Genomic DNA, 26976 nt, shown 5'->3' with positions numbered 1-26976 from the left:
TGGTGGCCCACTTCCACATAGGACACGAATCCCACAGCGACCATTTCAAGCCCCAGCGGCTGCACGCCGACAAAGCCTGCGACCTTCCTGACCTGCGACAATGGCTTCACAGTCAGCACATCGGCGTCCGTATCGCCCGCAAGGGAATCGACTCAAGCGAACGACTGGGCCGCCGGCGGTGGGTCATCGTGCGCACGATCTCCTGGCTGACCGGCTGCCGACGCCTGTCACCCCGCTACGAGTGCCACCCCCGCAACTACCTGGCCTTTCTCGGCCTCGCTGCAGCCCTCTGCTGCTACAAACGCTTCCTCAAACTGACCATGTAGGACATGGTGTAAGTCCCAGCCAGCGGGCGAGTTGGACCGGTCCGAAGTCGTCTCTGGGTCGGCTCATGTACTCGGTTCCTCCTCCGACTGGGGCTTCCCGCTGGGTTGCCTGGTGCGGTAAGGGCCGGCCATGGTGCGGGTGTCGGCGTAGTGCCAGATGTCCGCGCGGCGGTACCAGCGGCGTAGTCGGCCGCTGGGGAGCTGTTCCTCCTGGACTGGCTGAGGCCATCCGCGAGGCGGGCGTTTGGGGTAGTTGGTGATGCTGGTGGGTTCCACCCCCAGAACCCTGGCCGCTTCGGACAAGGTGATCAGGTCATCGGGATTGCCACTGCGGTTGACGTCGAGTTGGGTGCGCTGGGCGAGCTTCTTGTAGTCGGCGTACCAGGCGTCCCACTCCGCCGGGTTCCAGTACATCGTCTGATTGACGGTCTTCACCGGTTGCGGATGGCCGTTCTCCTGACGCCTGCTCCACAGTTGAGCGATGGTTCCTTGGGCGAGGCCGTGTCGGGCTGCCAGTTGGGCGCGCGATTCAAGGCCGGCCTTGTCCTGGCGCTCCTCGTACCAGCGGTCCCACTCCTCGGCATCCCAGACCAGTTCGAGCCCGATCTTGCCGACGGATGCAGGATGCCCGGTTGCATGCCGGTTGCGGTACCACTTCTCCAGCGGGGTGAGGGTCATTCCGTATCGGCTCATCAGGTCCTGGCGGGTGTACACGCTGCGGCCGTTCAGCGTCGTCATGTGCTCCTCCTGCACGTTTGAGGTCTGACACGGGTGATGTGGACGGAGGGGTGAGTGCGCTGTCGGGTCCAGGAGACGGCCGATTAGCATGTCACTACCGCTCTGAGGTGCGGGCCTGTGGTTGAAGGGGTCTGTGACTGGAGAGCGCAGGGCGGCCGGCGGACTGCCATCTTCACCGTCGGCCGCCTGCTTGGCGCCTACTCGGTGCGCTTACGGAGCAGAGCCTGGGACCTCACCAGCCGCCGTTAACGCTTCCCTAATATTAAATTTTGCCTTATTCGGTGCAGGGTGTCAATCCGTCGGCGGGGCCGTGAGGGACGAACGGCCCCGCCGACCGCCGCGGGTTGGGGGACGGAACGCGCCAGCGGGCCGTCCCCCAACCCGCTGCCGACAACACAGCCGTCCCCGAAGGGGACGACCTTTCCCGCTGGGCGGGTGGCGCGCATCACTCGGTGCTGCTGGCGGTCCGCGCCGTTCTACCGCGACCTGCTGCAGTGGTCTTTGGAGGACCCTGCCCGCTGGGCCCGGTGGGCCGCACCGCCCCCCGTCGGCGAGGCCGATATCCGCGGCTACATCAAGGAGAGTCGGCGCCGTCAGGCCCGCTGCAGCAGCGGACCCGCACCCTGATTCCCGTGCTGCCACGGCTCATCACCGCCGCGAAGGACGAACTCGACACGGCCGGACGGATGTTGTCCGCTGCCCGCGACGCAGCAGCCGGCGAGGAGTTCACCATCGATGTCCGGCGGTTCCGACGGACCGGTCGCGGCGCCAGCACCTGGCGTCCGAGCGCGTTGTTCGTCAGCCCCGTCGACCAGCCCGGGCCCCGCTTCGACGTCGAACGTCTGGAGACAACGCCTTCTGGACCTTCGCCGCCATCGAGGTACTGCGCAGGACGGGAGCACGCATCGAGGAACTGCTTGAGCTGACCCACTTGAGCCTGCGCCAGTATCAGGCCCCGACCGGGGAGATGGTGCCACTGCTGCAGATCAGCCCGTCCAAGACGGACGCCGAACGGGTCATCCCGGCCGACCCGGACCTGGTCGCGGTGCTCGCCCGCATCATCCGCCGGGTCAAGCGCGACGGCTCCGTGCCGCTGCTCAGCCGATACGATGGCTACGAGCGCAGCTTCGGCCCGCTGATGCCGCATATGTTCCAGCGCGTCACCCACCACCAGCTGCAGGTCGTCCCGCCGGACCGCATCCGGGAACTCCTCGCCGGTCTGGCCCGGCGAGCGGACATCACCGACGTCGACGGCACCCCGCTGAAGTTCACCCCGCATGACTTCCGGCGGATCTTCTCCACGGAGACCGTCAACGGCGGACTGCCCATCCACATCGCGGCGAAGCTGCTGGGGCATCTCGACTTGAATACCACCCAGGGGTATGTCGCGGTCTATCCAGAAGAGGTGATCCGCCACTACCGCCACTTCGTTGACCAGCGCCGAACCCATCGGCCCAGCGAGGAATACCGCGAGCCGACAGACACCGAATGGGAGGAATTCCGGGACCACTTCAGCCTGCGAAAGGTCGCGCTCGGCCGATGCGACCGGCCATATGGGACACCCTGCCAACATGAATCAGCATGCGTGCGCTGCCCGATGCTTCGCATGTCGTTGAGCCAGGTCCCCCGGCTGCTGGAGATCGAACGCAACACCCACGAGCGACTGGACGAAGCCAGACGGCTGCAATGGCTCGGCGAGGTCGCCAACCTTCAGGAAAGTCTGCGTCACATCTCTGACAAGAAGCGCCAAGCCCCCGAATGCCTACGTCAACATCAAGCAGAGCAAGGTGATTTGCGGGAAAACGCACTCAGCTGATCGGGCCTTTGCCAGCAACCTCCGGGAGCCCCCGATGGCGCTCACGCCACAGCGCTGCTGCCCGGGAGTCCTCCACGAGCACCCAGCTGTCGAAGTCTTCACGCACGAAGCCTGGGTCTAGGGGCATGAGCCTGATCTGCGGACGGTCATCCATCCACCAGATCTCGAAGTCCGTCGTTGTGCCGACGGCAGGCCAGCGCGTCGCGTCCCGCGGCAGCATGAGTACGTCGACGAAGCCGGTGACGGCTAGCCCCAGGTCGACACCGATCCCGGTGACGCCGGGATGGCGAACCCAGTCCACTGTTCCGGCCAGCCGCTGGCCAAGCCGAAGCCGTCCGCGCAGCTCGTCCCAGGCGTTGTCGAGGGGAGTCATCCCAGACATCTTGCTACATGTTTCCTCGGGTCCTCCATCGGCCCCAGATCAGTAGTGCGGAGAAACACCCGGTGCACTGCCTTGCCGGAGTAGGACAGCCGCATCGAGAACAGATAGACCTTGGTCATCTTGCGCGCGATCACGTGGACGTCGCCGAAGTCGACCTCCGCCTCCGCCCCGGCCAGATGAGTTTGCGGCACGAACATCGTGTCCGGGCCCACCCCAGCCTGCCGGCGGACCTCCTTGCGGCGGTCCTTCACGTAGAGGCGGACCATGGAATACGAGATGTCGTCGGCGCCGTGGCCTTCCACCAGGCGGTCGAAGATGCGCTGTGCGGTGTGCCTCTGCTTGGGCGGAGCGTCCAGGTCAGCCCGCAGCATGCCGTCGATCAACGGCTTGTAGGGATCGAGCCTCGACTCCTTGCGCCGCTGCTTCTTCCGGGGCTCCGGCCACTGCCCGTCCAGAGCCCGCCGGACGGTCCTCCACGTCACGTTGTGCGTGCGCTGAAGCGCCCGCAGCGACATGCCCATCTGGTGATCCCGGCGAATCGCCGCGTACAACTCGACCTTCGACTGCGAGTTACCCATGAGGCCCCCAGCGGGAGAAGCACACCTCACAGTCCCACCGCAAGCCCCCAAGTGACGTCAAAACAAACTGACATCGCAAACTCGGTCAGATGGTGACTCCCACAGTCACTTCGAAACGGCTCCCGTAGCCACGCACATAACCACCTGGTGGACTTGCGACGATTCAGCACCCGACACCCAGTGGCGGCGGTCAGTGCGCAATCGCTGCCCAGCGGGTGATGCGCAGCCATCGGTTCCATAGCCCACGCGAACGCAGCCCGTCTGTCCCAAGTGCGCACGACCCGCCGCGGGGGCGGTAGCCAGAGGTGTGTACTGCCCTGATAAAGGTTCTTCACCAGGGCAGTGGTGGTCACTGACTGTCGTTGCCGCCGTTTTGGGTGTAGGCGGCGTACAGCGCGGACAGGCCGATGGCGAACTGGGCAATCGAGTCGACGGGCATGTGCACGATGGCGATCAGGATGACGCCAGCGGTCAGGACGGCCAGGAAGACTATCAGGTCGGTGCGCGGCGTCTTACGGTTGGGCATGCGGTTTCCTCCTCGTGAGGGCCGGGGCCCGTCGCGTCAGTGGATTGTCGGAAGTTGGTCGGCGGGCCCGCCCGCAGCTCGAAGTTGGCTGTTCGCTGTACCTGCGAGTGCGAGCAACGCCATAGTTGTGTCACCGCGCGATGACTCCACGTGATCCTGGACGCGGTGAAGAACCGGCAGGCCGCGTGGGTGGAAGGCAGGACTGTCCACGGACGTGGACGAGGGGGACTCATGGCATCGGGGGCACACCAGCCCGCCCAGTCGGCGCAAGAGGAGTTGCTCGCGCTGCTGCGCAGATACAAGCCGGCGAGCGGCGGAGTGCGTGCGCTGGAACAGATGGGGACAGAGGCTGGATTAGAGGGCTGGCCGAAGCATTCCCAGTGGGCCAAATACCTCAACGGCAGCAAGCTGATCCCGTTCGAGCTGCTGATCGCCTTCCTGGAGTTACGGCACCGGGGCACGCTGCCGGGCCGGGTGCGCCAGGAGGCCGAGCGGACGTGGAAGCAGGCCAAGGCAGAGTGCGAGCAGCGGCAGGAAGGCGCCGACCGCCAGCAGGTGGAGCTCAGCCTGCAGCGGAAGCTGAGCAGCGCGCTGGAGACACAGCTGGAGTTGCAGGACTTCGTCCACGCGCAGAACGGGATCATCGACGGACTCACCCGGCTGACGGAGGTGCTGCTCACCGAGCGGGGCACACGCGAGCGCACACTGCGGCGCACGCGGGAAGAGCTGGAGGAGGCAGGAAAGGACCAGCGACTGCTCCTTGATGCGCTGTCCGTGCTGCAGGGGTCCATCGCCGCGATCGAGCTACGGCTGCAGCGCACTCGGTCACGAAGGCAGCAGGCTGCTGATCACCGCTCCATCGCGCAGCACCTCAGTCTTGAGCTCTCCCACCAGATCGCCCGACTGCGTGCGTCGCTGGCTGTGGAAGCGGCAGCAGCCCAGTCTGCGCTGTCCATGGACACGACGCGTATGGGCGGTGAGCTGGCCTTTCCTGACGGCACCGCGGTGTCCATGGACAGCGTGGACAGCCTTCTGGACGCGGTCGAGGAGCGGCAAGCGGCCGGCGGCAGCCTGCTCGAGCGTGCCCTCGTGGAAGTGGCCCGGCTGCCTGAGGAGAACCTGCCGGAATCTTCGGATGTCGTGGTCGGCACCGTCGTGGAGGCATCCGCTGCGGCGCGCGAGCCGGACGGCGAAGCCGAGCTGCCAGGCGAGCTGTCCCCGACCCGCGCCGTAGACGAAGCGGCCACGCCGGCCTCCCCCGCCGGGAGCAGAGAGGCCGAAGTGAGGGCACTGGAGAAGGTGACCACGAGGCCGGCAGAGGCCGGCACACCTGCCGCGGCCAGGCCGGCACCAGCGACCTCCGTCGATCCCGCAGAAGTGGCTCCCGTCCTGGCCACCACGATTGACCGCCCGGCCCCCGCCCCCTGGGACCTGGATGAGAACTACAAACGCCCCCGCCGTAGCAGGCGTCGTCGGCTGGCACTGGCGATTCTGATCGCGTGTGCCGCCGCCGCGACGGCGGTCTGGTATCCCGCTTTTCTGGGGGACCTCACGGGTCAGGGGTCCGGCAAGCCCGTACGTAAGCCCTGGCGTTACGAGACTGCCTCCGGGTCGGTAGGGGCCACACCGGTAGTGGCAGACGGGACGGTGTACGTGACCGGCATTGATGGAACGGCTGGAGGGAAGGTCTACGCCCTGGACGCCGCTTCGGGCAAGCGGAAATGGGTCTACGCCGGGTTTGTGGAGACCGAGGCGAGTTCCTTGGCGGTACACAACAGCACGGTATTCGTCGGCGGCAACGGGGTCGTGGCCTTGAACGCGGCGACCGGTGACAAGAAGTGGGGCATACGGGGCAGTGTTCTCTTGGACCTTCCGCACTCCGCACTCACGGTATCGGGCCGTATGGTCTATATCGGCATGACCCACAAGGCGTCGATCTATGACCCTGATATCTCGGCGATGGACGTGCTGGACACGGTCACAGGCAAGCAGAAGTGGGGTTATCGTTCCGCCACGGACGTTTCCCAGCCGACTGTGGCCAACGGCACGCTCTTCGTCGGTATCCAGCATGGTCTGTACGCTTTCAACGCCCTCACCGGGACGAAGAAGTGGTCGACCCGTTCCTACGGCGAGATTCACCTCAGGCCGGCGGTGGCAGCCAACCGGCTCTACGTCGCGAACGACAAGGGCAGCGTGAACGCGCTCGACGCGGCCACCGGTACCACGAAGTGGACCCACCGTACCGGGGCCAAGCCGGCATCACCGCCCGTCGTGTCGGGCACCGTCGTGTACTACGGCGCCGCCGACCACAACCTGTACGCGCTGAACGTGGCGACCGGTGCGAAGAAGTGGTCCCATGCGACGGGCGGCACGGTCGTCTCCCCGCCCGTCGTGGCGGGGGACACGGTGTATTGCAGCGCCGGCCACACCGTGTACGCGTTCAATGCAGCCACTGGCGAGAACAAGTGGTCCCACGACGTGGACGGGGAACTGATCTCCTCACCTGCGGTGGCAGGTGGCCGCGTCTACGTCGGGGACGACAAAGGCACGGTGTACGCGCTCGATGCCGCCACTGGCATCGGGGGCTGACTCGGACAGGCACCAGGCCCGGCGATTCCACCGACGCGTCGACCAGCGCGACTCGATTCTCGGGGCGCTACCCCGCTCGGTAGGCGCGGGGGCGCGCCGCCGGGTGCTGCCCTGTGCCAGAGCCGGACGATCGCCGGGTACTTCTTGCCCCAGGCTTCGGCGAACTCGGCGAACTCGGCGAACCGCTCGAGTGCGACCTCTTCGGTCGGCGCGGTGTAGACGGGCTTGAGGACACGAGGCGATCTTGTCCCAGTCCTGGCGGGCGGCATAGCGGAAGGAGTTCCGCAACAGGTGGACCACACAGGTCTGCACCGTGGTGCGGGGCCAGACGGTCTCCACCGCGTCGGGCAGGCCCTTGAGGCCATCGCGTTCGGCGAGCGCGACCTGTCCGCCACGGACTACGTCTACGTCTGGGCCGACGGCATCCACCTGCGCATACGCCTGGAGGAGGCCAAGGCCGCCGGCCTGGTTGTGATGGGCGTGCGCGCGGACGGCACCAAGGAACTGATCGCCATGGCCGACGGCTACCGGGAATCCGCGGAGTCCTGGGCGAGCCTGCTGCGAGATGCTGCCCGGCGGGGCATGCGCGCTCTCGTCCTCGGCGTCGGCGACGGCGCCCTCGGCTTCGGCTTCGGGAAGGCGCTTCACGAAGTCTTCCCCGAAACCCGCCACCAAAGGTGTTGGGTTCACAAGATGGCCAACGTCCTCGACAGCCTGCCCAAGTCGGCCCAGCCCGCGGCGAAGAAGGCCATCCAAGACATCTACGACGCCGAGGACAAGGAGCACGCGGCCAGGGCTGTCAAGGCGTTCGAGAAGCAGTACAAGGTGAAGTTCCCCAAGGCCGTCAAGAAGATCACGGACGATGAGGCCGAGCTGCTGGCTTTCTACGGCTTCCCCGCCGAGCACTGGATCCATCTGCGGACCACGAACCTGATCGAGTCGACCTTCGCGACCGTGCGGCTGCGGACGAAGGTCACCAAGGGTGCCGGCTCCCGCGCGGCTGCCCCGGCGATGGTGTTCAAGCTTGTCGAGTCCGCCCAGGCACGATGGCGGGCCGTCAACGCGCCCCACCTCGTCGCCCTGGTGAGGGCCGGCGCCCGCTTCGAACGCGGCGAGCTCCTCGAACGTTCCGAGGCGCTCGCGGCCTAAGGTCAGACCACCATGACCGACTACGACACCTACGGCACCAGCACACACACCGCGAGTGAACTGGTCCGCCTCGTCACCGGCCACCTCGATGTGGTCTTCACCGAGCGCGAAAGTGACTACCGGGGCGTCTACCACCTCGCCCAGGGCGCCTACGGACGCATCGAGATCCAGCCGAACACCATCCCCGGCGATGACGGCCAGGACGACCTCTACACCCCGGAACACCCGGCGGTCCGGGTCCTCTTGCTCACCGACACCCCTGCCCCAGAGCCCACCCTGCACACTCGCCTGGGCACCATCCAAGGTCTCGTGCACCTGAGCCGCGAATCATGGTGAGCCGCTACTGACCCACAACTCTTGACAATTACTCCCATGACCAACCCCCGCAAGCGGGAGCAGGCCCGCGCCGTCGCGGGGCCGCTTCTCTACCTGCCCGACGACCGGGAGTCCGAGGACGCCCTGCGCCGCCTTCAGACAGGCCCGGCGGGGCCGCCGGGAGGTGCTGTACCTGCTGGGGACGGTCAGCTGTGATCGCCGTGCCGGGCCAGCCGTTTGAGGAGGGCGACGGACTCCGCGAGCTGTTGCTGTTCGGCGGGGGACAGCTCTGCCCTGATGGCCTCGGCGAGCCAGTCGGCTCGGCGGCCGCGGCGTGCCTGGAGTGCCTGCAGGCCTGGATCGGTCAGCATGACGAGGACCTTGCGCCTGTCATCCGGATGGGGCTTCTGGCGGGCGAGGCCTAGTTCCACGAGTTGACCGACGACCCGCGCCGCCGTCTGGTGGCGGACCTGCTGCCGGGCCGCGAGCTCGCTGGTGGTCATGGGCCCTTCGCGGTCGAGGTAGCCCAGTACCGCGGCCTGCGTCTGCGGCATGGCGTCGGTGGCCCGTGCGCGCCGCACCAGGTTTCCGACGGCGGCTCGCAGGTCGCCGGCGATCTCATGCTCGTTCACAGCATCACCGTACCCACAGGATAGCTATACAGCAATGCTGTACAGTCTGGCTGCATAAACACAAGGGAGACCAGTCATGCAGATCACCTCGCTTGGGCATTCCTGCATACGACTGCAGCACGAGGGCTGCACCGTCGTCATCGACCCCGGCTGCTTCAGCGATCCGGACGCGCTGGAGGGAGCCGACGCGGTGCTCGTCACGCATGAGCACATCGACCACTTCGTCCCCGACCGGCTGCGGGAGGCCAGCGGCGACATCGAGATCTGGACCAACCCGGCGGTCGCCCGCCACCTCACCGACCTCGGCGGACGCGTCCATACCCTCCGGCACGGAGACACTTTCGACATCGGCCCTCTGGAATTCCACGTGTACGGGGAAAAACACGCCACCATCCACCGCGACTTCGCCGAGTTCGACAACGTCGGCTTTATGGTCGACGGAGTCTTCCACCCGGGCGACGCGCTCACCGTCCCGGAGGAGGACGTGCGCACGCTCCTCGCACCGGCAGGTGCGCCGTGGGTGAAACTGGCCGAGGTCGTCGACTACGTCAGGGAAGTCGGACCCGGCGAGGTCTTCCTCGTTCACGACGCGGTGTTGAGCCCCCCGGCGCTGAGCGCCCACACTCAGATCCTGAGCAGCTTGGTCGGCGGGCCGCATGGTCCGGCCGTCCGCACCTGGTCCGCGGGGGACCAAGTCGAGCTGTCCAAAGCCGCCGGCTCCTCGAGCCAGGCGGGTCCTCGGACCTGACGGCTGACCGGCCCGAGACGGAGCAGATGCCTCGGCCCGGGCCACACCGGCGCCACCAGCTTGTCGTCGATCTCACGCGGCAGCAGCGGCTTCTCCGACACCCGGCGCCCCGCCAGAGCGGGCAGCCGCTTCACCCCTGCTAGGGTCCGTCTTCAAAGATCATCTGTTGGCGGATCATGGCGGGGTGATACACCGTCATGAACTCACCGATCTGGAGTGGGAGCTACTTGCTCCGCTCATACCGCGGGCCGCGACGGGACGTCCGCGTGTGTCGGACCGGCAGGTCATCAACGGGATGGTCTACAAGATCCGCACCGGGATCTCCTGGCGTGACCTGCCGGAACGCTACGGCCCATGGCAGACCTTCTACACCCGCTTCCGCCGCCACACTCTGGACGGCGTGTTCACCCGTGCCCTGCAGCAGATACAGGCTCGCGCGAACGCGGTCGGCGACATCGACTGGCTGGTGCAGATCGACTCCACGATCGTCCGCGCCCACCAGCACGCCGCAGCGACGCGCCGAAAGAGGGGGATCCACCGGCCGGAAGAACCCGACGATCACGCCCTCGGCCGACCCCGAGGAGGACTGACCACCAAAATCCACCTCGCCCGCGACGGCCACGACCGGCCCCTCGCGATCCTGCTGACACCTGGCCAACGCCACGACAGCATCTGCGCACACCCCCTCCTGGAACGCACCCGGGTCCCGCGCACCGGCCTTGGCCGGCCACGCTGCAGGCCCGACCAGGTCTTTGCGGACAAGGCCTACAGCTCCCGTGGCTTCCGCGCCTACCTGCGCCGACGCGGACCGGGGCTCCGTGGCGCGATGCGCCGGAGCGTTACGGGCCGTGGGACCGGGTCTATGACCTGTTCCGGCGTTGGCAGCGGGATGGGACGTGGGCCCGGATCCTCGCCCAGTTGCAGGCCGAGGCGGACACGAAAGGGCTGATCACCTGGGACGTGAACGTCGACTCCACGGTGTGCAGGGCGCATCAGCACGCCGCCGGGGCGTCGAAAAGGGGGGTCTCCAGAAGGAGCCGCCCCGGCGGAGTCTTCGTCGAGGCGGCCGACCATGGACTCGGGCGGTCTCGGGGCGGACTGACGAGCAAGATTCACCTCGCGGTTGAGCAGGGACCGAAGCCCCTGTCGGTAGTGATCACGGCCGGCCAGCGGAGCGATTCTCCGCAGTTCGAGCCGGTCCTGGAGGCGATCCGAGTTCCCGGCTTGGACGCGGCAGGCCGCGCAAACGGCCGGACCGGGTGCGTGCCGACAAGGCGTACGACTCCCGCAGCAACCGCTCCTACCTGCGCAGACGCGGAATCCTTTGTGAAGGGCGTGGACGTCAGGCGTGGTTGTCGGGGGCGCCGAACCAGCGGCTGAGCGCTTCGCGTAGCGCCGGCACGGCGGCGTCGGGGGACTCCTCGACAACCGCGGCCCAGGCGATGTGCGCGTCCGGGCGGATCAGGATGGCGTCGGCAGGACGGTCGTCGGTCTTGGCGGTGTGGACGTCGATGCGGGTTCGCCAGTCTCCGGCCGCCCGGCGGAGGTCCTCGCGGTCGGCGAGGTCCAGGAGGAGGGGCCTTGCGGTGCGCAGGAGTTCGCCGACGCCGGTCACTCCCCGGTCGCTGTGCAAGGTGAGATCGGGGACGACCGCTCCGGCCAACGGGTGGTGGCCGGGTGATCCGGGCATCGGGTAGCGGATGTCGGAGCCGGCGACGAGCGCCCCCATGCGGCGCAGCGGCTGCTCGTCGGCGAGCAGTTCCTGAAAGACCTCGCGGAGCGCTTCGGCGGCCGGGTCGGTTCCGCGCCGCAGCGCCACCTGGGCCCGGGTGTGAAGCATGGTGCGCGCGCCAGCGAAGTGCCGTTCGTCGTGGTAGGTGTCCAGCAGTCCGTCGGGGGCCCTGCCGTGGACGTCGGCGGCCAGCTTCCAGGCCAGGTTGACCGCGTCGAGCATGCCGGCGTTGATCGCCACGCCGGTCGCGGGGAACAGGTGCGCCGCGTCACCGGCCAGCAGGATCCGCCCTTTTCGGTAGTGCTCGGCTTGCCGGGCCTTGAAGGTGAACCGCGACAGCCGGATCGCTTCGGCCACCGGGAGATCCGCGCCCAAGACGCGCCGAAGGCTGACCTGGAATTCGGTCATGGACATCGGGATGTCGTCGTCGTACTCGCCGGTCTCGTCCTCGGTGGTGTAGAGGGAGACCACGGGTGAGTCGGGCGACGCGCCGACGCCGAGGAGACCGCGGTCGGTTCGGGTGAAGCCCCCGCGGACCGTGCCGAAGCCGGCGACGTCGAGATCGCCGTTGCCGAGCACGGTCACGGTGTCGGGCAGGGTGACCTGGGCCAGCCGGTTGACTTCCGGATAGGTGGTGCCAGGGAACGCGATGCCCGCCGCGTCGCGGACCCGGCTGCGGGCGCCGTCGCAGCCCGCCAGGTACCGGGCGGTCACCTGGTAGGTTCCGTCCGGGCCGAGCACCTCCGCGGTCACGGCTGTCTCGTCCTGGACGACTCCGGCCACCTGGTGCCCGCGGCGGATCTCGACACCGAGCTCATCGGCGCGTTCGTCGAGCAGTATTTCGAGCTGCTGTTGCGGAAGCGGTAGGGCGTGCAACGGAGGATCGGCGAGCTGAGTCAGGTCGAGATGGACGCCGCCGAACGGGAACCGAGGGGCGGGGAGGGGGCCGGCGCAGGCGGCCTCGCATCGTTCCAGCAGGCCCCGGTAGCGCAGCAATTCCAGGATCTGTCCGCCGAGGCCGCCGGCCTTCGGAGTGTCCCGGCGGTGCGGATAGCGCTCCAGCACCAGCGGGTGCACCCCGGCCAGGCGCAGTTCGCACGCCAGCATCAGGCCGGTCGGGCCTGCTCCCACGATGATCACGTCGTTGTCCATACATTCCCCCATCAGAACGGCACGTGTCGTGCCGCAAGAAGAACGCACAAGTCGGCGTCCCGTCAAGTACGGCACGTGCCGTGCCGGTAAGGTGACGGCATGACCGACCCCCACCGCGGCGCCGCCCGGACCGAGGCCATCATGCGGACCACGCTGGAACTGGGCCAGGAGATCGGCTACGCCAAGCTCAGCATCGAAGCGATCGCTGCCCGAGCCGGCGCGGGAAAGCACACCATCTACCGCAGATGGCCCTCCAAGGGCGCCCTGCTCCTGGACTCACTGCTCTCTCTACACAAGTCCAGCCTGGCCTACCCCGACACGGGCGACATCGTCGCCGACCTGCGCACACAGATCCACGCAGCCGTCGACCTGCTGGGCAACCCGCCCTTCGGCCCGCTGTACCAAGCCCTGGTCGGTGAGGCCCTGTACGACCCACAGGTCGCCGCCGCGCTCAACGAACGCTTCATCGCCCCCCAGACCGACATGACTGTCGCCCGTTTGGAAGCGGCTCAGGACCAAGGCCAGCTGTCGCCCGCCTTCGACCTGAGCCTCGCCATGGCGATCCTCTCCGGCCCGCTCTACTTCCAATTCCTGATCACCCAGGAACCCCTGACCCACGAGTACGTCGACCGTGTCCTCCACGCCCTCTTCAGCGGCATGGGGAAATCCTCATGAAGCCCGTCGCACGACTGCGGTTTCCATCAGGCCGTAGACGTCTGAACGGCCCAGGGCGCGGGCGCCCTCATGGGCCCCGGGACGTCCGCAACGTCCGAGCAACAACTACGCGAGGGCCGGAGCAGTGTCCGAATGACATCAAGCACGCCGTTGAAGGTGATGGTGGGCAACGTGTTATGTCCCTCAGCACCCGAAGTGCTGTTCAACGCAGACCTGATCTGAGTTGACCGTTGACTGCCGTGATCTGGAGAGGCTCGCGGCGTTCTGGTGCGCGGTCCTGGACTTCAAGGTGATCGACCGGAGCGAGGGCAAGGCCGAGATCGGTTCCTGGGTGCCGACCGTCGAGGATGTGCGGGCCCGCCAGATGCCGCCCACCCTGCAGTTCATCCAGGTTCGTTTCGGCTTCGCGCCCGGTGGTGGCCTGGGCTTCCGAAAGCTATCCCTGCGTATCCCGGACGGTGCCTTCCAGGTCATCAGGTTCCCAGAGTGTGAGCCGTGGATGACGGGGACGCTGGTCTATGCAGAGCCGTTCTGGCGGCATGACGCAGTCGGCCTCCGTGACCCCAACGCATAGTGACGCGAGCGCCGATACCCCTGTTGTCACATGACGCGCCGTTTGGATGCTCGTCCGGGAGGCGCCGTGTCGCCAGGCTGTCCGGGTGGCAGAACCAGTACGCGCCCGCGAGATCGAGGACGACGAGGGCAGGCGCCTGCTGCGGATCATCCGCAGAGGCACCGGCTCGGTGGTGCCGGCCGGGAAGAAAGCCTTCGACAGGCGCCTGCCCAACACCGAACCCAAGCTCCGCGAGTTGTTCGCGAAACTCCAGGCCATGCACGGAACGGTGTTGGCCGTGGTCGACCAGCCGGCCTCGATCGGGGCTCTGCCGCTAGATCTGTCCGCACTGCCAGCCGATCGCGACTGTCAGCCGATCGCGAGGGCGGCCGATGCGTCGATGAGGGCGAGTTGGCCCGGGCTGGCTCTCCGGGCCCGGGCCTGTTCCACGAAACGGCCCAGCTCCGCGCGGACGGTGGCCGAGTCGATGCGCTTGATCACGGGCAGCGTGGCCTCGACGATCTGACAGGCGTCGTCCAGGCGGCCGAGACCGGCCAGGGCTATCGCCTGCCGAACCGCGAAGCGGGCCTGGGAGTTGCTGTCCGCCGGGACGGCTGGCCGGCGCCGACGCTCGACGGCGAAAAGGTCGGCGGCCAGCTCGAAGCGACGGAGGCTGAGCATGCAGGACGCCTCGATGAGCCGAGGGTTGCCGTTCTCGATGCGCGGGCCCCAGTGAGGGGTCCGGTCGCCGATGCCCTCAGCAGCGTGGCTTCTGAACCGCTCCAGTGCCTCCTGGCAGGCCCCCGCATCGCCACGGCGCGCATGCCCCTGGGCCGCGCGTCGCGCGGCGTGCGCGCGGATCACCGGGTTGGCCGCCGGGTGTCCGGCCGCCTGGTCAGCGAATCCGATCGCCGCAAAGGTGTCACCGCGGTGCTGAGCGATGAACGCCTTGCGGACCAGAGCATACGCGGCCACCGTTTCGTCCCCGCCGTATGCGCCCCAGCGGACAGCGAGATTCGTCCAGCGCAACGCCTCCGCGGGATTTCCCGCCTCTTGTGCCATCCACCCCGTGTATTCGGCGAACCTCGAGGCCAGCAGCCAGATCTCGGCACGCTGCTCGCCAACGGCGTGCGGACCGGCGTCCGTCAGAATACGCGTGATCGACTTCATCGAAGCGGTGACGAACCTCGGTCCGGTGGATCTGCCGATGTCCTTCAGCTCCCGCAGGACCCGCTCGTATCCGGCGACCACGGGGCCAGCCTCGACGACGCCCTCGGCCCGGGCGCCGCGGCGGCCGGCCCCGGCCAGCTCGACGAGTTCCCCGCCGGTGCCGAAAGCCGCGTCGCATGCCGCCGCCACAGCGGGCGTCGGGTTGCGCAACCCGCTCTCTAGATTGCAGATCTGCCCTTCGGACACGTTCGCACGCCGGGCGAACTCGCGCACGCTCCACCCCCGGCGTGCCCGAAGTGTGGCCAGGACGACGCCGAAGTCGCCCGGCGGCAGCCGCGTGCTGGTCGATCTTCCTGCCGAGGCCGTCCCTGCCGCGCTGTCCGCCGGGTCCATACCGGCCAGCGTACGGAGCCTTGCGGCCGCTATTCAATCCCCGGCGAATAGCCACCGAGCGTGTACTCGACCCCTAGGGTGAGCACGATCCCTGACGTCAAGGCTTGCCAGACAGGGGGCAATTGTGCCGCGCGTCTTCCTCAACTTTCGCAAACCGGACTCCCGGTGGATGCGAGACCGCGTCTACCGCGCGCTGTCCGACCGCTTAGGTGCCAACGAGATCTTCAAGTCGGGCCAGTCGATACCGCCCGGGGCCGATTTCGCCGAGATCCTGCGGCGGCAGGCCGCCGAATGTGAGCTCATGTGCGTACTGATCGGGCCAGGTTGGCTCGACGCGCGGGGCGAGGACGGTGCGCGGCTCCTGGACCGGGCCCACGACTGGGTCCGCCTGGAGATCGCGACAGCTCTGCGGGCGGGAAACCGCGTCGTCCCGGTCCTTCTGGGTGACGCGACGATGCTGCCCGACGCCTCGGCGCTGCCGGCCGAGATCGCGGAGCTGGCGCGCCTGCAGTTCCTCCGCGTTCCGGAGACCCATCTGCCGGACGGGCTAGAGCACTTGGGCGACGCGGTGACCGCTCTCCTGTCCGGTACCGATACCGACCCCGCTATCGAACCCGGGCACGGCACGGTGCCGGCCGCCGATCCGGAGCCATCAATCACCATGACGGCCCATGTGTCCGGCGGTGGCAGCGCCTACCAGGCGGCCCGTGATCAGACGATCAAGCTGGCGTGAGGGGCGGACGATGGATCATCCCGGAGCAGACGGTGCTCATCGGATCGGGCCGTATGCGCTGCTCGGGAGGCAGAGCACGGTCGGCGGGGGCGAAGTCTTCGCGGCCCGCACGGACGAGGGGCTACTCGTCACGGTCACGGTCGTGGGGCCCGAGCTCGCCGCGGACCTGGGGTTCCGGGACCGGTTCCGAGCCGCCGTCGAGGCGGCACAGACGCTGTCCGGTACCTTCCTCGTACCGGTGGTGGATGCCGACGCCGACGCGCCGGTTCCTTGGCTGGCGACCGAGTTCACCGCCGGACTGCCGCTCCGGCAGGCGGTGGACCGGCACGGCCCGCTGTCCGAACCGGCTCTGCGGGTGCTCGCCGACGGCCTCGCCCAGGCGCTGGCCGCACTCCACGCGGCCGGGACGGTCCACGGTGAGGTGAGCCCGGATTCGGTGCTGCTGACCATGGACGGGCCCCGCATCACCGCCCTGGGGATCGTGGGAGCCACCGGCAATCCGGCACCCTCACCGACGGACGACATGTTCGACCTCGGGTCGACCGTGCTGTTCGCAGCTTCCGGAGGCGAGCCGGACACGGGCGCCCTCCCCGTGTCGCTGCGCGAGGTGATCGGCGGCTGCCTGTACCCGGAACCGCCGGACCGTCCCACCGCGGAGCAACTCGTCGACTACCTGAGGCGTCAGGACCTGCCGGCCCCAGGGGGCAGTTGGCTGCCGCCGGCGGTGACCGCCGACATGGCCGCCGCGACCGCGGCGGTGGGATCGGTGTCCGCCGGGGGCGGCGGCCGGGGCCCGCTTCCTCCGCCGCCGATGATCGCTGCCGACACGAGTGTCAGCCGCCGGAAGCTAATCATCGGTCTGGCCGGGGGCGCGGCCGTACTCGGCGGAGCCGCGGCGGCACTCGCCTTTTCCGGCGACTCGTCGCCGGCACCCGACGGCCGGGCCGGTGGGCCCGGCTCCACCGCGCGGGCGGCCTCTCCGTCAGGCGTGCGATCCACGTCGGCCTCCTCTGCGTCGCCGTCCTCGACGGACGGACCGGAATCGATCGTCCTGGCCGGACCCGACGCCGCCAAGGCATGGTCAGGCGCCGGAAAGCACGCCCCCACCTGCCTCGAAGCGTCCGACAGGGTGGTCATGGTGGTCACGGACACTGCCACGTCCTTCCTGGACGCCGCGACCGGAAAATCCGTGTTCCGCCAGCTGAACACGACCAACGACTTCGGCACGACCAGCGCCAAGTACCCGACGGCGTACGCGGACGGAGTGTTCTACCTGCTCTGCGACACACCGAGTCAGTCAGGCATGCTGGCGGCGTTCGACGCCGCCAGCGGGAAGGTGAAGTGGGCGACCAAGATGGCCGACGTCGATCCCGGCGGCGGCGCGCATGCAGCGATGTACCTGAGCCACTACGTGGCGGTCGCGGGGAACACAGTGTACGTATGCGGGCAGTTGCTCAAGACATCCGGGTCGTTCTCGGCCAAGTCTCCGAGCACCGGCTACATCCGTGCGTTCAACGCCGCGACCGGGAAGGGAAGGTGGCGGGTCAAGGGCACGGACATCAACAACGTGCTCGTGCCGCCCTCCGGTTCTCGCCTGCTGGCCACCTCGGCCGTTCCGGGCAAGAAACCTGGCCGCGTTCAGATGATCGACGCCGGCAGGAGAGGAGCCCGCGGCTGGAACGTATCCGTCCCGCACGCCGCATTCTACTTCACCACCGGCTGGCCGCTGACGTGCTACGCCGCCGGGCTGTTCCTGTTCGCCGGCGGCAACGGCGACACGCTGTTCGCCGTCGACGCGGCCACGGGCAACGAGAAGTGGCATCAGCGCTTCGATGCGAAGAACGGGGACCAGGTCCAGATCGGCGCCCCGTTCTCCAGCCTGGACGGGCGGGCCGTCTACGTACCGGTCGGCAGTGACCTGGCCGCCCTGGCCGCGGCCGACGGCACGCTCCAGTGGGTCGCGACGCTCGACGGGGCCAACGACATGGGCGGTTCCAACATGTTCAATGCCGCCCTCAGGATTTCCGGCAAGAGCGCGCAGTGTTCGGCCGACACCGTCTTCGCCACCGACAGCGCCAAGACGCTGTGGGCCATCGACGCGGCCACCGGCAGGGCCCGGTGGAAATACAGCGACCCCGGGCAGCCGGACGTGGGGTTCCTGTGGACGGTGGGTGGCGACCACGTGTTCATCGCCTCCCACCTGACAGTGACCGCGATCGCGGCCCACGGGCGGTAAGGGACAAGGAGAAGACATGGAGACGAGTGTGGAACTCGCCGGCCTGGCATCGGCGGCCGCGGCGCGCCTGATCGATCTGCTGGCGACGGACGGCTGGGTTGCGGTCAAGTCCTCGGTCCTGTCGCTGTGGCGGTCCGCGCACCCGGAGCGCGTCGAAGAGGAACTCGCCGATGCGCGCGGCGAGCTGCTTCAGGCACAGCAGACGGGCGACGGCCAGGAGCTCCAGGGGCTGCTGATCGCCGAGTGGCAGGCCCGCATCATCCGGCTGATGGCCACGCGGCCGAACGCCGTCGACGAGCTGCGCGCGCTGTTCGGCGAGGAACTGCGCGCTGCCGGAACCCCGGAACAGCAGATCACGGGCTCGATGACGCTGGAGGCACACGTCTCCGGCGGCGACGCGTTCCTGGCCGGCCGGGACATGACCGTCACCAGGGGCGGACAGGCGTGACGGAACGCAGCACCGGTGCCTCGCCCCCCGACGGGCCGCCCCTCTGGCAGCCGAAACGGCAGGAGGCGAGCGCGACCGGCGGCGGCAGCGTCTTCCAGGCCGGCCGCGACCTCCACGTTCGCCTCGGTGACGAGGGGCGCAGAACCGTGCCCGGCCCCGGCGCCGACCAAGTGCTGTGCCCGTACCCGGGCTTGGCCCCGTTCGGCGCGCGGCACAAGCAGTGGTTCTACGGCCGTGAGCGAATGGTTCACCTCGTGTGCGAGCGGATGGACGCCCGGATGCGTGAGGGCGGCCCGCTGGTGCTGATCGGCCCCTCGGGGGCCGGGAAGTCGTCCCTGCTCGCGGCCGGGGTGCTGCCGGCCCTGGACGACGGCCGGCTTCCGGTGGCGGGCTCGAGTACCTGGCCGCGGCTGCTGCTGACCCCGACGGCATCCCCGGCCCTGGCACTGGCGGCCGCCGCCGGGCTCGACGCCGAGACCGCCCGGCGCACGGCACCGGCATGGCGGGCCGATCCCGCACGGTGCCTTGCCGAGCTGCGCGAGATCACCGGAGCCGGCGATCCGGCGCCCACCGGGGAGTCCCCCTCCGCTGGCCTGGTCGTCGTGGTCGACCAGTTCGAGGAGATCTTCACGGCCTGCGGCGACGAGACCGAACGGCAGTGGCTCATCGACGTGCTCGACCGTCTGGCCCGGCCCACGGGCGGTGCGGTCGTGGTGCTGGGAGTGCGCGCGGACTTCTATGCCGCGTGCACGGCCCATCCGCAGCTCCGGGCGGCGCTCCAGGCCGGACCGGTCCTGCTGGAGCCGATGACGGAGGACGAACTCAAGGACGCGATCCGCCGCCCGGCCGGCAACGTGGGACTCGACGTCGAAGACGGCCTGGTCGAGGTGCTGCTGGCGGACCTGGGCGCGGTCGGGGGACCGGTCGGTACGAGTACCACGGGCCGGCTTCCGCTGCTCGCACACGCGCTGCGGGCCACCTGGCAGCAGCGCCACGGCCACACGCTCACCGTGGACGGATACCGCGTCACCGGCGGCATCCAGGGCGCCATCGCCACCACGGCGAACAGGCTCTACGACACCCTGCCGCCGCCCTGCCACGAGGCCGCACGGTGGGTGTTCCTGCGGCTCGTCATCGTGGGACGCGACGCCGACGACAGCCGCCGGCGCGTCCGGCACGACGAGCTGCTGCGTCACGCGCCGGACCGGGAAGCGGCCGTCAGAGTCCTGGACGACTTCACCCGTGGCCGGCTGCTGACCCGGGACCAGGACACGGTGGTGATGACACATGAGGTGCTCATCCGCGCCTGGCCCCGGCTGCGGGACTGGATCGAACACGACCGCAACGGGAACCTCGTACGACAGGACCTGGAAGAGGCGGCCGCGCTCTGGGAACAGGCCGGCCGGGAGGCAGCCGCGCTGTACCGCGGCAACCGCCTGGAGACCGCCCTCGCCTGGGCCGAGACGCACGGGCCGGAACTGAGCGGCGCCGCCAGGGCATTTCTGGCCGCCGCCCGCCACCACCAGCGGCGCGGGCAACGGCTCCGGCGCGGCGCAGTCGCCACCATCACCGTCCTGGCCGTGGTCGCCTCGCTGGCCGCGGTGTTCGCCTTCCTGCAGGAGTCCCACGCCCGGGCCGCCGCCGCCCGGGCCCTGCGAGCCCGCGACCAGGCCGTCAACGCCGCCGTCACCTCCGCGTCCGTGCAACTGGCACCGACCGATCCCTCGCTGTCCGCTCAACTCGCGCTGACCGCCTACCGAATGGACCCGACCCCGGAGGCGGCGTCCCGGCTCATCACGACCGAGAACACACCGCTGGACACCCGGCTTCCCGGCCCGCGCGGCGCGGTGTACACCGTGGCCTACAGCCCCGACGGGCACATGCTGGCGGCCGGGAACGTCAACCAGAACCTCGTCCGGCTGTGGGACGTCTCCGATCCCAGCCGTCCGGTGGCGCTGGGCCGACCCGTTCCCGTGGACCGTTCCGTCAACTCGATCCTGTCGCTCGCGTTCAGCCCGGACGGCCGGGTGCTGGCCGTCGGCGGCCACACCAGCCACAACGGCGACGCCGGTTCCGGCGGATTCGTCGACCTGTGGAGCCTGACCAGCCCCAGCCACCCCGTCCTGCTCGGCCGACCGAAGAGTCCCGCCATTCAGGGCTTCGACGCGGCGACCTCCATCGAATCGCTGGCGTTCAGTCCGGACGGCCGTACCCTGGCCGCCGGATGGCACGCAGGATTCGTCAGCCTGTGGAACGTCACCCGACCCGGCGACGTCCCCCCTGCGGGAGCGCCCCTGGACCTCGACTGCCCCGACGTCTTCTCCCATCGCATCGCGTTCAGCCCCACCGGGCAGACCTTGGCCGCCGCATGCGACGACGACGCCGGCACCATCCGCCTGTGGAACACCACCGACCCGGCCCACCCCGGCCGCGGCCGTTCCCTGAAGGCCGGGCACCCCGTCATCTCCCTGGCGTTCAGCCCCGACAGCCGCACCCTGGCCGCCGGATGCAAGGACAGCAGGGTCCATCTGTGGAAGGTCGCGGACCCCGGCCACCCGGCCCCTCTGGGCAAGCCGCTGACGGGTCCCGCCCAGCCCGTCATGTCGGTGGCGTTCAGCCCGGACGGTCACACGCTGGCGGCCGGCAGCGCCGACCACACCATCCATCTGTGGAACGTCACCCACCCCGGGGCCATCGGCCCTCTGGGCCGGCCGCTGACCGGTCCCGGGGACGCGGTGACCGACGTGGTGTTCAGTCCGGACAGCCGCACCCTCGCCGCCGGGAACACCGACGGCAACGTCGATCTGTGGAATCTGCCGCCGACCCGGATCATCGGCGCCGGCGGCAATGTGGCATCCGTGGCGTTCAGCCCGGACGGGCGCACCCTGGCCGCCGGGAACCAGAACAACACCGTCTCGCTGTGGAACACCGCCGACCCCGACCACCCCGCTCCCCGCGGTGATCCGCTCACCGGCCCCAAGGACCCGGTCGACGCCGTGGCGTTCAGCCCGGACGGGCGCACCCTGGCCGCAGGCGACGGCGGCGGCACCGTCACGTTGTGGAACACCGCCGATCCCAGCCATCCCGTTCGCCTCCGTGAGGCCCTCACCGGGGCGGACGGGAGCATCTTCGCCCTGGCGTTCAGCCCCGACGGCCACACCCTGGCCGCGGCCGGCGACGACGAGCTTGGCAGCATCGCCCTGTGGGACGTCAGCGACCCCGCACACCCCGTCGCCCAGCCCGGCATCTCCAATTCCGACACGCGGTCCGTCGCATCCCTGGCATTCAGCCGCGACGGCACGATGCTGGCGGTCGGCGGCGACGGCAGCAACCGCACCGTCGGACTGTGGAGTACGACGGACCCCGGGGTCCGCATCGGGGAGCAGATCGACCAGCCGACCGCCACCAGCACCCGGGTGGCGTTCAGCCCGGACGGCCGCACGCTCGCCACCGGGAACAGCCGCGGCACCGTCACCCTGTGGAATGCCGCCGACCCCAACCACCTCACGCACAGGGGCAGTCCCCTGACCGTACCCGGCGGCAGCCTGTGGTCGGTGGCGTTCAGCCCGGACGGGCACACCCTCGCAGCGGCCGGCCACACCGACAACGGCACCATCAACCTGTGGAACGTCACCGATCCCGACCACCCCACTCCCATCGGCCGGCCGCTGACCGTGGAGACCGGATTCGTCGCCGTTCTGGCGTTCAGCCCAGACGGTCACACCCTGGCCGCCACCACCGACGACGGCGTGGCCACGCTCTGGGACCTGAACGTCGAGTCCGCCATCAGCCGTATCTGCGCCGGAAGCTCCGGCGCCCTGAGCCGGCAGGAATGGAGCCGATATGTTCCCCAACTGCCGTACGAACCGCCCTGTGTGACCACCTAGTGACCGGAGACAGAGGTTCGTCGTCAGTCGGGTATGAATCGTCCAGGTCCGAAGATTCCGCCGTTGTCGGTCACTGATGCCCAGCGGGCGGTGACGCCAGGCAGTCAGCGATCTGGTCACTGCGCCGGGAGGTCCAGCGGATCAGCTCGTGCGGCACCCTGGCAATCTCCATCACAGGCAGGCGCCCCGGGGTGACGGTGCGCGGCTCGGTCGCCAGCCCCAGCGCCTCGCAGACCTCAGCGGCCACGATCTCGTTGTAGAGCGCTGAGGCGGCCACGGTGTTCTCGTGCAGGGCCGTGGTGTGGATCGAGCCCCATTTCCCGTCCATTCGCTGTCCCTTCACGGAGAGAAGCAGATGGTCATGGAGTAAAGGCATCCCCGACCGCGCCTCGTAGTGGCGAAAGCGGGCGGCGACCAGACCGCCGGGCGGCCGCACCCGGTAGATGCCGTCCTTGCCGTACCGGATCACCCCCACCTCGTGCTCGATCCACTCCAGCACCCGCTCGATCGCGCGCTCGTGCGCGGCCTCGATCACTCGCCGGGTCTCCTCATCCCCCAGCGCCCACAGCAGGTAGATCGTCGGCTGCGGCCGGAAGACGAAGTCGACGCCGGTGACCGTCGCCCGCCGTCCGAGGGCGGTGACCCTCCACGCCTTCTTCGGGGAGTCGCCCATGGCGAGCCGGTCGGCCTCGATCCGGTCCGCGTACGGGTGTCGGCCCCGCTCTCCCGATGCACCGCCGCGACGTTCCCCTTCCACAGCCCCAGCAGAGCCCGGACCTCATCAGTAACCGTGAACCGCCCGGGATACGCGGCCCGCTCCCCCAGTGCCCGGGCCGCAGCCTCGTCCCGATCGGCGGCCGCCAGCAACCGCCACACCGCACGCTCCCGCACCCCCAGCACGTCCGCCGCCGACCTCACCTGCCCAGTGGTGAGCTTCCCCTCCCGCCGCAGGGCCAACAGACGGCGCACCGCCGGTCCCCGCAACGCCCGAAGCGACACAGCCGGCAAAGCCCCACTCGAACCACCACCCGCCCCTTCCGGGGCCGGGCCCTGCTCTCCCTGATCCCCACCCCTGAGCACACCAACACGCACCGGCCAGCGGATCAGAACTCACCAAACTGAGACAGCGTCACCCCTCCTGGGACAACGCCCCGGGACAGCGAAACCCCCACGGAAATCTCGCGTCCAGAACACTGGCCCCAAGCCCCCTGAACCACCACTGAACAGCAGCAACACACCCAGGCCCGCTGTCACTCCCCTACTGTCCCGAAACCGAGAGATCGCACACACGAAGACGCTGAGCAGGGAGTGGTCGCCTGCGTCGACGCTGCCCTCGCTTGTGTACAGCGGGGTGAGCCGGTCCCTGGGATCGAGCCCGCCGAATCGGTCGAAGTGCGCTCGGCACTTCCCGGGCCGGGGCCGTCGACGTCGCGCTCCACACCACGCGGTCCGTCAACGCGCTCGCCGTCGGGGCCGCAAAATGACCTCGTGTGCATACCGGTTCAACGAACACGGGCGCCCCGTGCGGACCTGCGCTGCGCGGTGCGGGCGGCGAGCAGTTCGTCGGCAGCTGCGGGCATGCCTTCGTCCCGGAGGATGTCGGCGAGGCCGGTGACTTCCCAGGCGGGTGCCTGCCGTGCGACGTGAAGGAGCAGTGCATGGAGGTGGCGGTCGCGTCCGGCCGTGATGAGGGCGCGTGCCAGGTCGGGCACGACGTCTTCGAGGGGCTGGTGTCCGGCGTTGTGAGTGAGAAGCGCCGGGATGTCGTCGGGCTGGTCCCAGGCGTGCAGGAGTTCGGTGACCAGCGGCTGGGCGTCCTCGTTGGTGAGGGGCAGTCGTACGGTGAACCGGGCGCCCGACAGGTCTTCCCGGCTGGGGGCGAGGGTGAGGGTGCCGTGGTGGAGTGTGGTGATGCGGCGGGCGATGGCCAGGCCGAGGCCGGTGCCCCCGGCGTCGCGTGTGCGGGCTTCGTCGAGCCGACTGAAGCGTTCGAAGATCGTCTCCTGGTGTTCGGGCGGGATGGGCGGGCCGTCGTTGGCCACGTCGAGTACGGCTTGTCGGCGTTTGTCGTCCGGGCTGAGCGTGACGGTGATCGTGGTGGCCGCGTGGCGTTCGGCGTTGTCGAGAAGGTTGGCCAGGACGCGAGCGAGCAGGCCTGGGTGGCCGGTCACAGGCGCGGGTTCGTCGGGTGCGGTGACGACGAGACTCAGGTGATCGGGAACGTCGCGGCGGGCGACGGTGTCCCGGATCAGCTCGGCCAGGTCGACTTGCTCAGTCAGGAGGCTTTTCGTGTGTGCGCTCTGAGCGTCGAGGCGGGCCAGGAGCAGCAGGTTCGTGGTGATGTCCTGGAGATGAAGGGTGTCGTGCAGGGCGTCATGGGCGGCATCGGGCCAATGTGCGGGTGCGGACGGGGTGAGCGCGAGTTCGAGTTCGGCGCGCAAGCAGGCGAGTGGGGTGCGCAGTTCGTGGGCGACGTCGGAGGTGAACTGCCGTTGCCGGGCGGCCGCCGCATCGAGGCGGTCCAGGGCGCTGTTCATCGTCGCTACCAATTGCGTGAACTCCCGGCCGCCGCGCGGCGTCGGAATGCGCTGGTCGAGGCGGCTCAGGCTGAGCGCGGCGAACTGCGTCCGGATGCCCTCCACCGGTTTCAGGGCCCGGCCGATGAGCAGCCATGTCCCGCCGGCCGTCAGCAGGGTGAGCACCAGCGTGCCGCCGGCCAGCCACCACACGGTGGTGTTCAGCCGCTGCTGGTCCGTCCAGGAGTCGGGGTAGGGACTGGAGTCCTCCCGAGCCAACCACAGGGATGTCCCGTCGGGCTGAATCAACTCCGCGGGCGTCGCATCGCCCGGGTCAGACCACGGCCACAGGGACAGGCGTTCGCCGTGGATCAGGGGAAGCTTGTGGTGCTGGCCGATGTAGGAGTTGAGCTGGTCGCTGGACCACGAGCCCTGGGTTTCGACGCATGACGTCTCGTCGGCACCGTCTTCACACGACGGCGGCTCAACCACCTCGACGGTGGTGCCGTCCGTGACCACCTGGATCGCCGAGGCGACCAGTGAGTTGCGCACGGCGACGGCGGAGGCAACAGCAGCCAGTGTCAGCAGGACGGCGGCTACGGCGGTCGCGGCCAGCGTCAGCCGCAGCCGCACACTGCCGGACCGCGGGCCGCGCGCGTCTCGACGCAGCCGAGGCATCCTCAGCATGCCGTCTCCGGCACGCTGTCCAACCGGTAGCCGATCCCCCGCACCGTACGGATGGACTGCCGCCCGAAGGGGGTGTCGATCTTGCGGCGCAGGGTGCTGACGTAGACCTCCACCACGTTGACGTCTCCGTCGAACCGGTCGTCCCAGACGTGCTCCAGGATCTCCGTCTTCGTGACCGTCTGACCGCCGCGCCGCGCCAGGTACTCCAGGACCGAGAACTCCCGCGCCGTGAGGTCCACCGGCACCGTGCCGCGACGGCAGCGCCGGGCCGCGGGATCCACTTCCAGGTCCCCGACGCGCAGCACGGCGGGGCGTTGCGGCTGGCCGCGCCGCATCAGCGCCCGCAGCCGGGCCAGGAGCGTCACGAACGAGAACGGCTTGGTCACGTAGTCGTCCGCCCCGACGTCCAGCCCTTCTGCCTCGTCGTACTCGCCGTCCATCGCGGTCAGCATCAGCACCGGCGCCCAGATGCCCGCCTCACGCAGCCGACCGCACACTCCGTATCCGTCCAGGCCCGGCAGCATCACGTCCAGCACGATCGCGTCGTAAGGACTCTCGCCCGCCCGCTCGAGCCCTGACGGCCCGTCGTGCGCGACGTCCACCGCCCATCCCTCACCGACCAGGCCGCGCCGCAGCAGCTCCGCCATCCGCCGGTCGTCCTCAACCACCAGTAAGCGCATGGCTCCAGCATGAAGGAGAACGCCTGTGGCCAACCTGAAGACCGCACAGCGCATCAGAGTCACCCGCGGGCCTTTCAGAAACCTTCAGCTTCTCCACAGCCCCTCGCTGCCACAGTCGTCGCCTGGCACCGGTTGGTTCAGCCACACGGGCGGACCAAGGACCAGCAGCGGTGCAGCCATTGATCAGGGTGGCCGAACCGGCTGCCCCTTCAATTCCTCGGCCGGAAGAGTCGAGGTCAGACGGCACGGACTCGCTCACCTCGTCCGGCCCGTCACCCGTCAGTCGATCGCTGTCCGCGTGGACAGCAAGAAGGA

General features: G+C 69.1%; 22 protein-coding genes and 5 pseudogenes. 16 read left to right on the top strand and 11 right to left on the bottom strand.

Annotated features, from left to right (window positions below; all coding sequences use genetic code 11):
• Positions 1-326 (top strand): transposase (locus ACZ7L0_RS39405; RefSeq protein ID WP_471247388.1); only part of this gene is annotated, 326 nt, incomplete at its 5' end.
• Positions 327-389: 63 nt separating this feature from the next.
• On the opposite strand, the gene ACZ7L0_RS39400 is transcribed toward ACZ7L0_RS39405, so the two are convergent.
• Positions 390-1064 carry a hypothetical protein gene (locus ACZ7L0_RS39400; protein ID WP_471247387.1) on the bottom strand — a complete coding sequence of 225 codons (675 nt, stop codon included), beginning with the start codon at positions 1062-1064 and terminating at the stop codon, positions 390-392.
• Positions 1065-1197: 133 nt separating this feature from the next.
• On the opposite strand from ACZ7L0_RS39400, the gene ACZ7L0_RS39395 reads away from it, so the two are divergent.
• Positions 1198-2880, top strand: coding sequence for a tyrosine-type recombinase/integrase (locus tag ACZ7L0_RS39395; protein WP_471247386.1), 1683 nt, complete (start codon positions 1198-1200; stop codon positions 2878-2880).
• Here ACZ7L0_RS39395 and ACZ7L0_RS39390 read toward each other — a convergent pair.
• From ACZ7L0_RS39390 to ACZ7L0_RS39380, 3 genes are all read right to left on the bottom strand, one after another.
• Complete coding sequence (locus tag ACZ7L0_RS39390; protein WP_471247385.1) at positions 2873-3253, bottom strand: hypothetical protein; 381 nt, start codon at positions 3251-3253, stop codon at positions 2873-2875. The two genes, ACZ7L0_RS39395 and ACZ7L0_RS39390, sit on opposite strands and share 8 nt — an antisense overlap.
• Entirely contained in the window at positions 3250-3840 is a 591-nt protein-coding gene (locus ACZ7L0_RS39385; RefSeq protein ID WP_471247384.1) for a hypothetical protein, read from the bottom strand. The genes ACZ7L0_RS39390 and ACZ7L0_RS39385 overlap by 4 nt, the downstream gene beginning before the upstream one ends.
• A gap of 349 nt (positions 3841-4189) precedes the next feature.
• Positions 4190-4366: a hypothetical protein gene (locus ACZ7L0_RS39380; protein ID WP_471247383.1), complete on the bottom strand. Its 177-nt coding sequence runs from the start codon at positions 4364-4366 to the stop codon at positions 4190-4192.
• A gap of 150 nt (positions 4367-4516) precedes the next feature.
• On the opposite strand from ACZ7L0_RS39380, the gene ACZ7L0_RS39375 reads away from it, so the two are divergent.
• Complete coding sequence (locus ACZ7L0_RS39375; protein WP_471247382.1) at positions 4517-6955, top strand: outer membrane protein assembly factor BamB family protein; 2439 nt, start codon at positions 4517-4519, stop codon at positions 6953-6955.
• Positions 6956-7062: 107 nt separating this feature from the next.
• Here ACZ7L0_RS39375 and ACZ7L0_RS39370 read toward each other — a convergent pair.
• Positions 7063-7321: pseudogene (locus ACZ7L0_RS39370) on the bottom strand (transposase); the annotation flags it as partial.
• Between ACZ7L0_RS39370 and ACZ7L0_RS39365 the strand changes: the two are divergent.
• From ACZ7L0_RS39365 to ACZ7L0_RS39355, 3 genes and pseudogenes are all read left to right on the top strand, one after another.
• Positions 7313-8104: pseudogene (locus ACZ7L0_RS39365) on the top strand (IS256 family transposase); the annotation flags it as partial. The pseudogenes ACZ7L0_RS39370 and ACZ7L0_RS39365 sit on opposite strands and share 9 nt — an antisense overlap.
• Positions 8105-8116: 12 nt before the next feature.
• Complete coding sequence (locus ACZ7L0_RS39360; protein WP_471247381.1) at positions 8117-8440, top strand: hypothetical protein; 324 nt, start codon at positions 8117-8119, stop codon at positions 8438-8440.
• A 36-nt stretch (positions 8441-8476) separates the two neighbouring features.
• Entirely contained in the window at positions 8477-8635 is a 159-nt protein-coding gene (locus tag ACZ7L0_RS39355; protein ID WP_471247380.1) for a hypothetical protein, read from the top strand.
• On the opposite strand, the gene ACZ7L0_RS39350 is transcribed toward ACZ7L0_RS39355, so the two are convergent.
• Positions 8626-9051, bottom strand: coding sequence for a MarR family winged helix-turn-helix transcriptional regulator (locus ACZ7L0_RS39350; protein ID WP_471247379.1), 426 nt, complete (start codon positions 9049-9051; stop codon positions 8626-8628). The two genes, ACZ7L0_RS39355 and ACZ7L0_RS39350, sit on opposite strands and share 10 nt — an antisense overlap.
• Positions 9052-9127: 76 nt before the next feature.
• On the opposite strand from ACZ7L0_RS39350, the gene ACZ7L0_RS39345 reads away from it, so the two are divergent.
• From ACZ7L0_RS39345 to ACZ7L0_RS39335, 3 genes and pseudogenes are all read left to right on the top strand, one after another.
• Positions 9128-9799 (top strand): MBL fold metallo-hydrolase, encoded by a 672-nt coding sequence (locus tag ACZ7L0_RS39345; protein ID WP_471247378.1) that lies wholly within the window; start codon positions 9128-9130, stop codon positions 9797-9799.
• 184 nt (positions 9800-9983) lie between these two features.
• A pseudogene (locus tag ACZ7L0_RS39340) lies at positions 9984-10547 on the top strand (IS5 family transposase); the annotation flags it as partial.
• Positions 10472-11121, top strand: a pseudogene (locus ACZ7L0_RS39335) (IS5 family transposase); the annotation flags it as partial. The pseudogenes ACZ7L0_RS39340 and ACZ7L0_RS39335, both read left to right, overlap by 76 nt.
• A gap of 20 nt (positions 11122-11141) precedes the next feature.
• On the opposite strand, the gene ACZ7L0_RS39330 reads toward ACZ7L0_RS39335, so the two are convergent.
• Entirely contained in the window at positions 11142-12683 is a 1542-nt protein-coding gene (locus tag ACZ7L0_RS39330; RefSeq protein ID WP_471247377.1) for an FAD-dependent monooxygenase, read from the bottom strand.
• A gap of 99 nt (positions 12684-12782) precedes the next feature.
• Here ACZ7L0_RS39330 and ACZ7L0_RS39325 point away from each other — a divergent pair, with 99 nt between their 5' ends.
• From ACZ7L0_RS39325 to ACZ7L0_RS39315, 3 genes and pseudogenes are all read left to right on the top strand, one after another.
• The gene (locus ACZ7L0_RS39325) at positions 12783-13358 is read left to right on the top strand and encodes a TetR/AcrR family transcriptional regulator (RefSeq protein ID WP_471247376.1); all 576 of its coding nucleotides are present in this window, start codon (positions 12783-12785) and stop codon (positions 13356-13358) included.
• Positions 13359-13581: 223 nt separating this feature from the next.
• Positions 13582-13932 (top strand): VOC family protein, encoded by a 351-nt coding sequence (locus ACZ7L0_RS39320; protein ID WP_471247375.1) that lies wholly within the window; start codon positions 13582-13584, stop codon positions 13930-13932.
• A gap of 85 nt (positions 13933-14017) precedes the next feature.
• Positions 14018-14248 (top strand): annotated as a pseudogene (locus ACZ7L0_RS39315) (hypothetical protein); the annotation flags it as partial.
• A 32-nt stretch (positions 14249-14280) separates the two neighbouring features.
• Here the strand turns inward: ACZ7L0_RS39315 and ACZ7L0_RS39310 are convergent.
• Positions 14281-15474, bottom strand: coding sequence for a helix-turn-helix domain-containing protein (locus ACZ7L0_RS39310; protein ID WP_471247374.1), 1194 nt, complete (start codon positions 15472-15474; stop codon positions 14281-14283).
• Positions 15475-15598: 124 nt separating this feature from the next.
• Here ACZ7L0_RS39310 and ACZ7L0_RS39305 point away from each other — a divergent pair, with 124 nt between their 5' ends.
• From ACZ7L0_RS39305 to ACZ7L0_RS39290, 4 genes are read left to right on the top strand one after another with little or no spacing between them, the layout of a single operon-like run.
• Positions 15599-16207, top strand: a complete 609-nt coding sequence (locus ACZ7L0_RS39305; RefSeq protein WP_471247373.1) for a TIR domain-containing protein — start codon at positions 15599-15601, stop codon at positions 16205-16207.
• Positions 16208-16217: 10 nt separating this feature from the next.
• Positions 16218-18443, top strand: a complete 2226-nt coding sequence (locus tag ACZ7L0_RS39300; RefSeq protein WP_471247372.1) for an outer membrane protein assembly factor BamB family protein — start codon at positions 16218-16220, stop codon at positions 18441-18443.
• 16 nt (positions 18444-18459) lie between these two features.
• Complete coding sequence (locus ACZ7L0_RS39295; RefSeq protein ID WP_471247371.1) at positions 18460-18891, top strand: hypothetical protein; 432 nt, start codon at positions 18460-18462, stop codon at positions 18889-18891.
• On the top strand, positions 18888-22778 hold the full coding sequence (locus ACZ7L0_RS39290; protein WP_471247370.1) for an NACHT and WD repeat domain-containing protein: 3891 nt from the start codon (positions 18888-18890) through the stop codon (positions 22776-22778). Before ACZ7L0_RS39295 ends, ACZ7L0_RS39290 begins: the two co-directional genes overlap by 4 nt.
• 70 nt (positions 22779-22848) lie before the next feature.
• On the opposite strand, the gene mobF is transcribed toward ACZ7L0_RS39290, so the two are convergent.
• From mobF to ACZ7L0_RS39275, 3 genes are all read right to left on the bottom strand, one after another.
• Positions 22849-23535 carry a MobF family relaxase gene (mobF, locus tag ACZ7L0_RS39285; RefSeq protein ID WP_471247369.1) on the bottom strand — a complete coding sequence of 229 codons (687 nt, stop codon included), beginning with the start codon at positions 23533-23535 and terminating at the stop codon, positions 22849-22851.
• 745 nt (positions 23536-24280) lie between these two features.
• A complete protein-coding gene (locus tag ACZ7L0_RS39280; protein ID WP_471247368.1) occupies positions 24281-25981 on the bottom strand; it encodes a sensor histidine kinase in 1701 nt (566 codons plus the stop codon).
• On the bottom strand, positions 25975-26661 hold the full coding sequence (locus ACZ7L0_RS39275; RefSeq protein WP_471247367.1) for a response regulator transcription factor: 687 nt from the start codon (positions 26659-26661) through the stop codon (positions 25975-25977). Before ACZ7L0_RS39275 ends, ACZ7L0_RS39280 begins: the two co-directional genes overlap by 7 nt.
• Between the last annotated feature and the right edge of the window lie 315 nt (positions 26662-26976).

This window comes from Streptomyces sp. NPDC039424, from assembly GCF_055639495.1.
Note: the sequence above shows the minus strand (reverse complement) of the source record. Positions and strands in the feature narration are given on the sequence as shown.

Coding starts and splice junctions, on each gene's coding strand:
- ACZ7L0_RS39330 (WP_471247377.1), bottom strand. CDS start 12,683: ATGGACAACGACGTGATCATCGTGGGAGCAGGCCCGACCGGCCTGATG.
- ACZ7L0_RS39300 (WP_471247372.1), top strand. CDS start 16,218: ATGGATCATCCCGGAGCAGACGGTGCTCATCGGATCGGGCCGTATGCG.
- ACZ7L0_RS39325 (WP_471247376.1), top strand. CDS start 12,783: ATGACCGACCCCCACCGCGGCGCCGCCCGGACCGAGGCCATCATGCGG.
- ACZ7L0_RS39355 (WP_471247380.1), top strand. CDS start 8,477: ATGACCAACCCCCGCAAGCGGGAGCAGGCCCGCGCCGTCGCGGGGCCG.
- ACZ7L0_RS39380 (WP_471247383.1), bottom strand. CDS start 4,366: ATGCCCAACCGTAAGACGCCGCGCACCGACCTGATAGTCTTCCTGGCC.
- ACZ7L0_RS39400 (WP_471247387.1), bottom strand. CDS start 1,064: ATGACGACGCTGAACGGCCGCAGCGTGTACACCCGCCAGGACCTGATG.
- ACZ7L0_RS39275 (WP_471247367.1), bottom strand. CDS start 26,661: ATGCGCTTACTGGTGGTTGAGGACGACCGGCGGATGGCGGAGCTGCTG.
- ACZ7L0_RS39360 (WP_471247381.1), top strand. CDS start 8,117: ATGACCGACTACGACACCTACGGCACCAGCACACACACCGCGAGTGAA.
- ACZ7L0_RS39280 (WP_471247368.1), bottom strand. CDS start 25,981: ATGCTGAGGATGCCTCGGCTGCGTCGAGACGCGCGCGGCCCGCGGTCC.
- ACZ7L0_RS39295 (WP_471247371.1), top strand. CDS start 18,460: ATGGAGACGAGTGTGGAACTCGCCGGCCTGGCATCGGCGGCCGCGGCG.
- ACZ7L0_RS39310 (WP_471247374.1), bottom strand. CDS start 15,474: ATGGACCCGGCGGACAGCGCGGCAGGGACGGCCTCGGCAGGAAGATCG.
- ACZ7L0_RS39345 (WP_471247378.1), top strand. CDS start 9,128: ATGCAGATCACCTCGCTTGGGCATTCCTGCATACGACTGCAGCACGAG.
- ACZ7L0_RS39390 (WP_471247385.1), bottom strand. CDS start 3,253: ATGACTCCCCTCGACAACGCCTGGGACGAGCTGCGCGGACGGCTTCGG.
- ACZ7L0_RS39385 (WP_471247384.1), bottom strand. CDS start 3,840: ATGGGTAACTCGCAGTCGAAGGTCGAGTTGTACGCGGCGATTCGCCGG.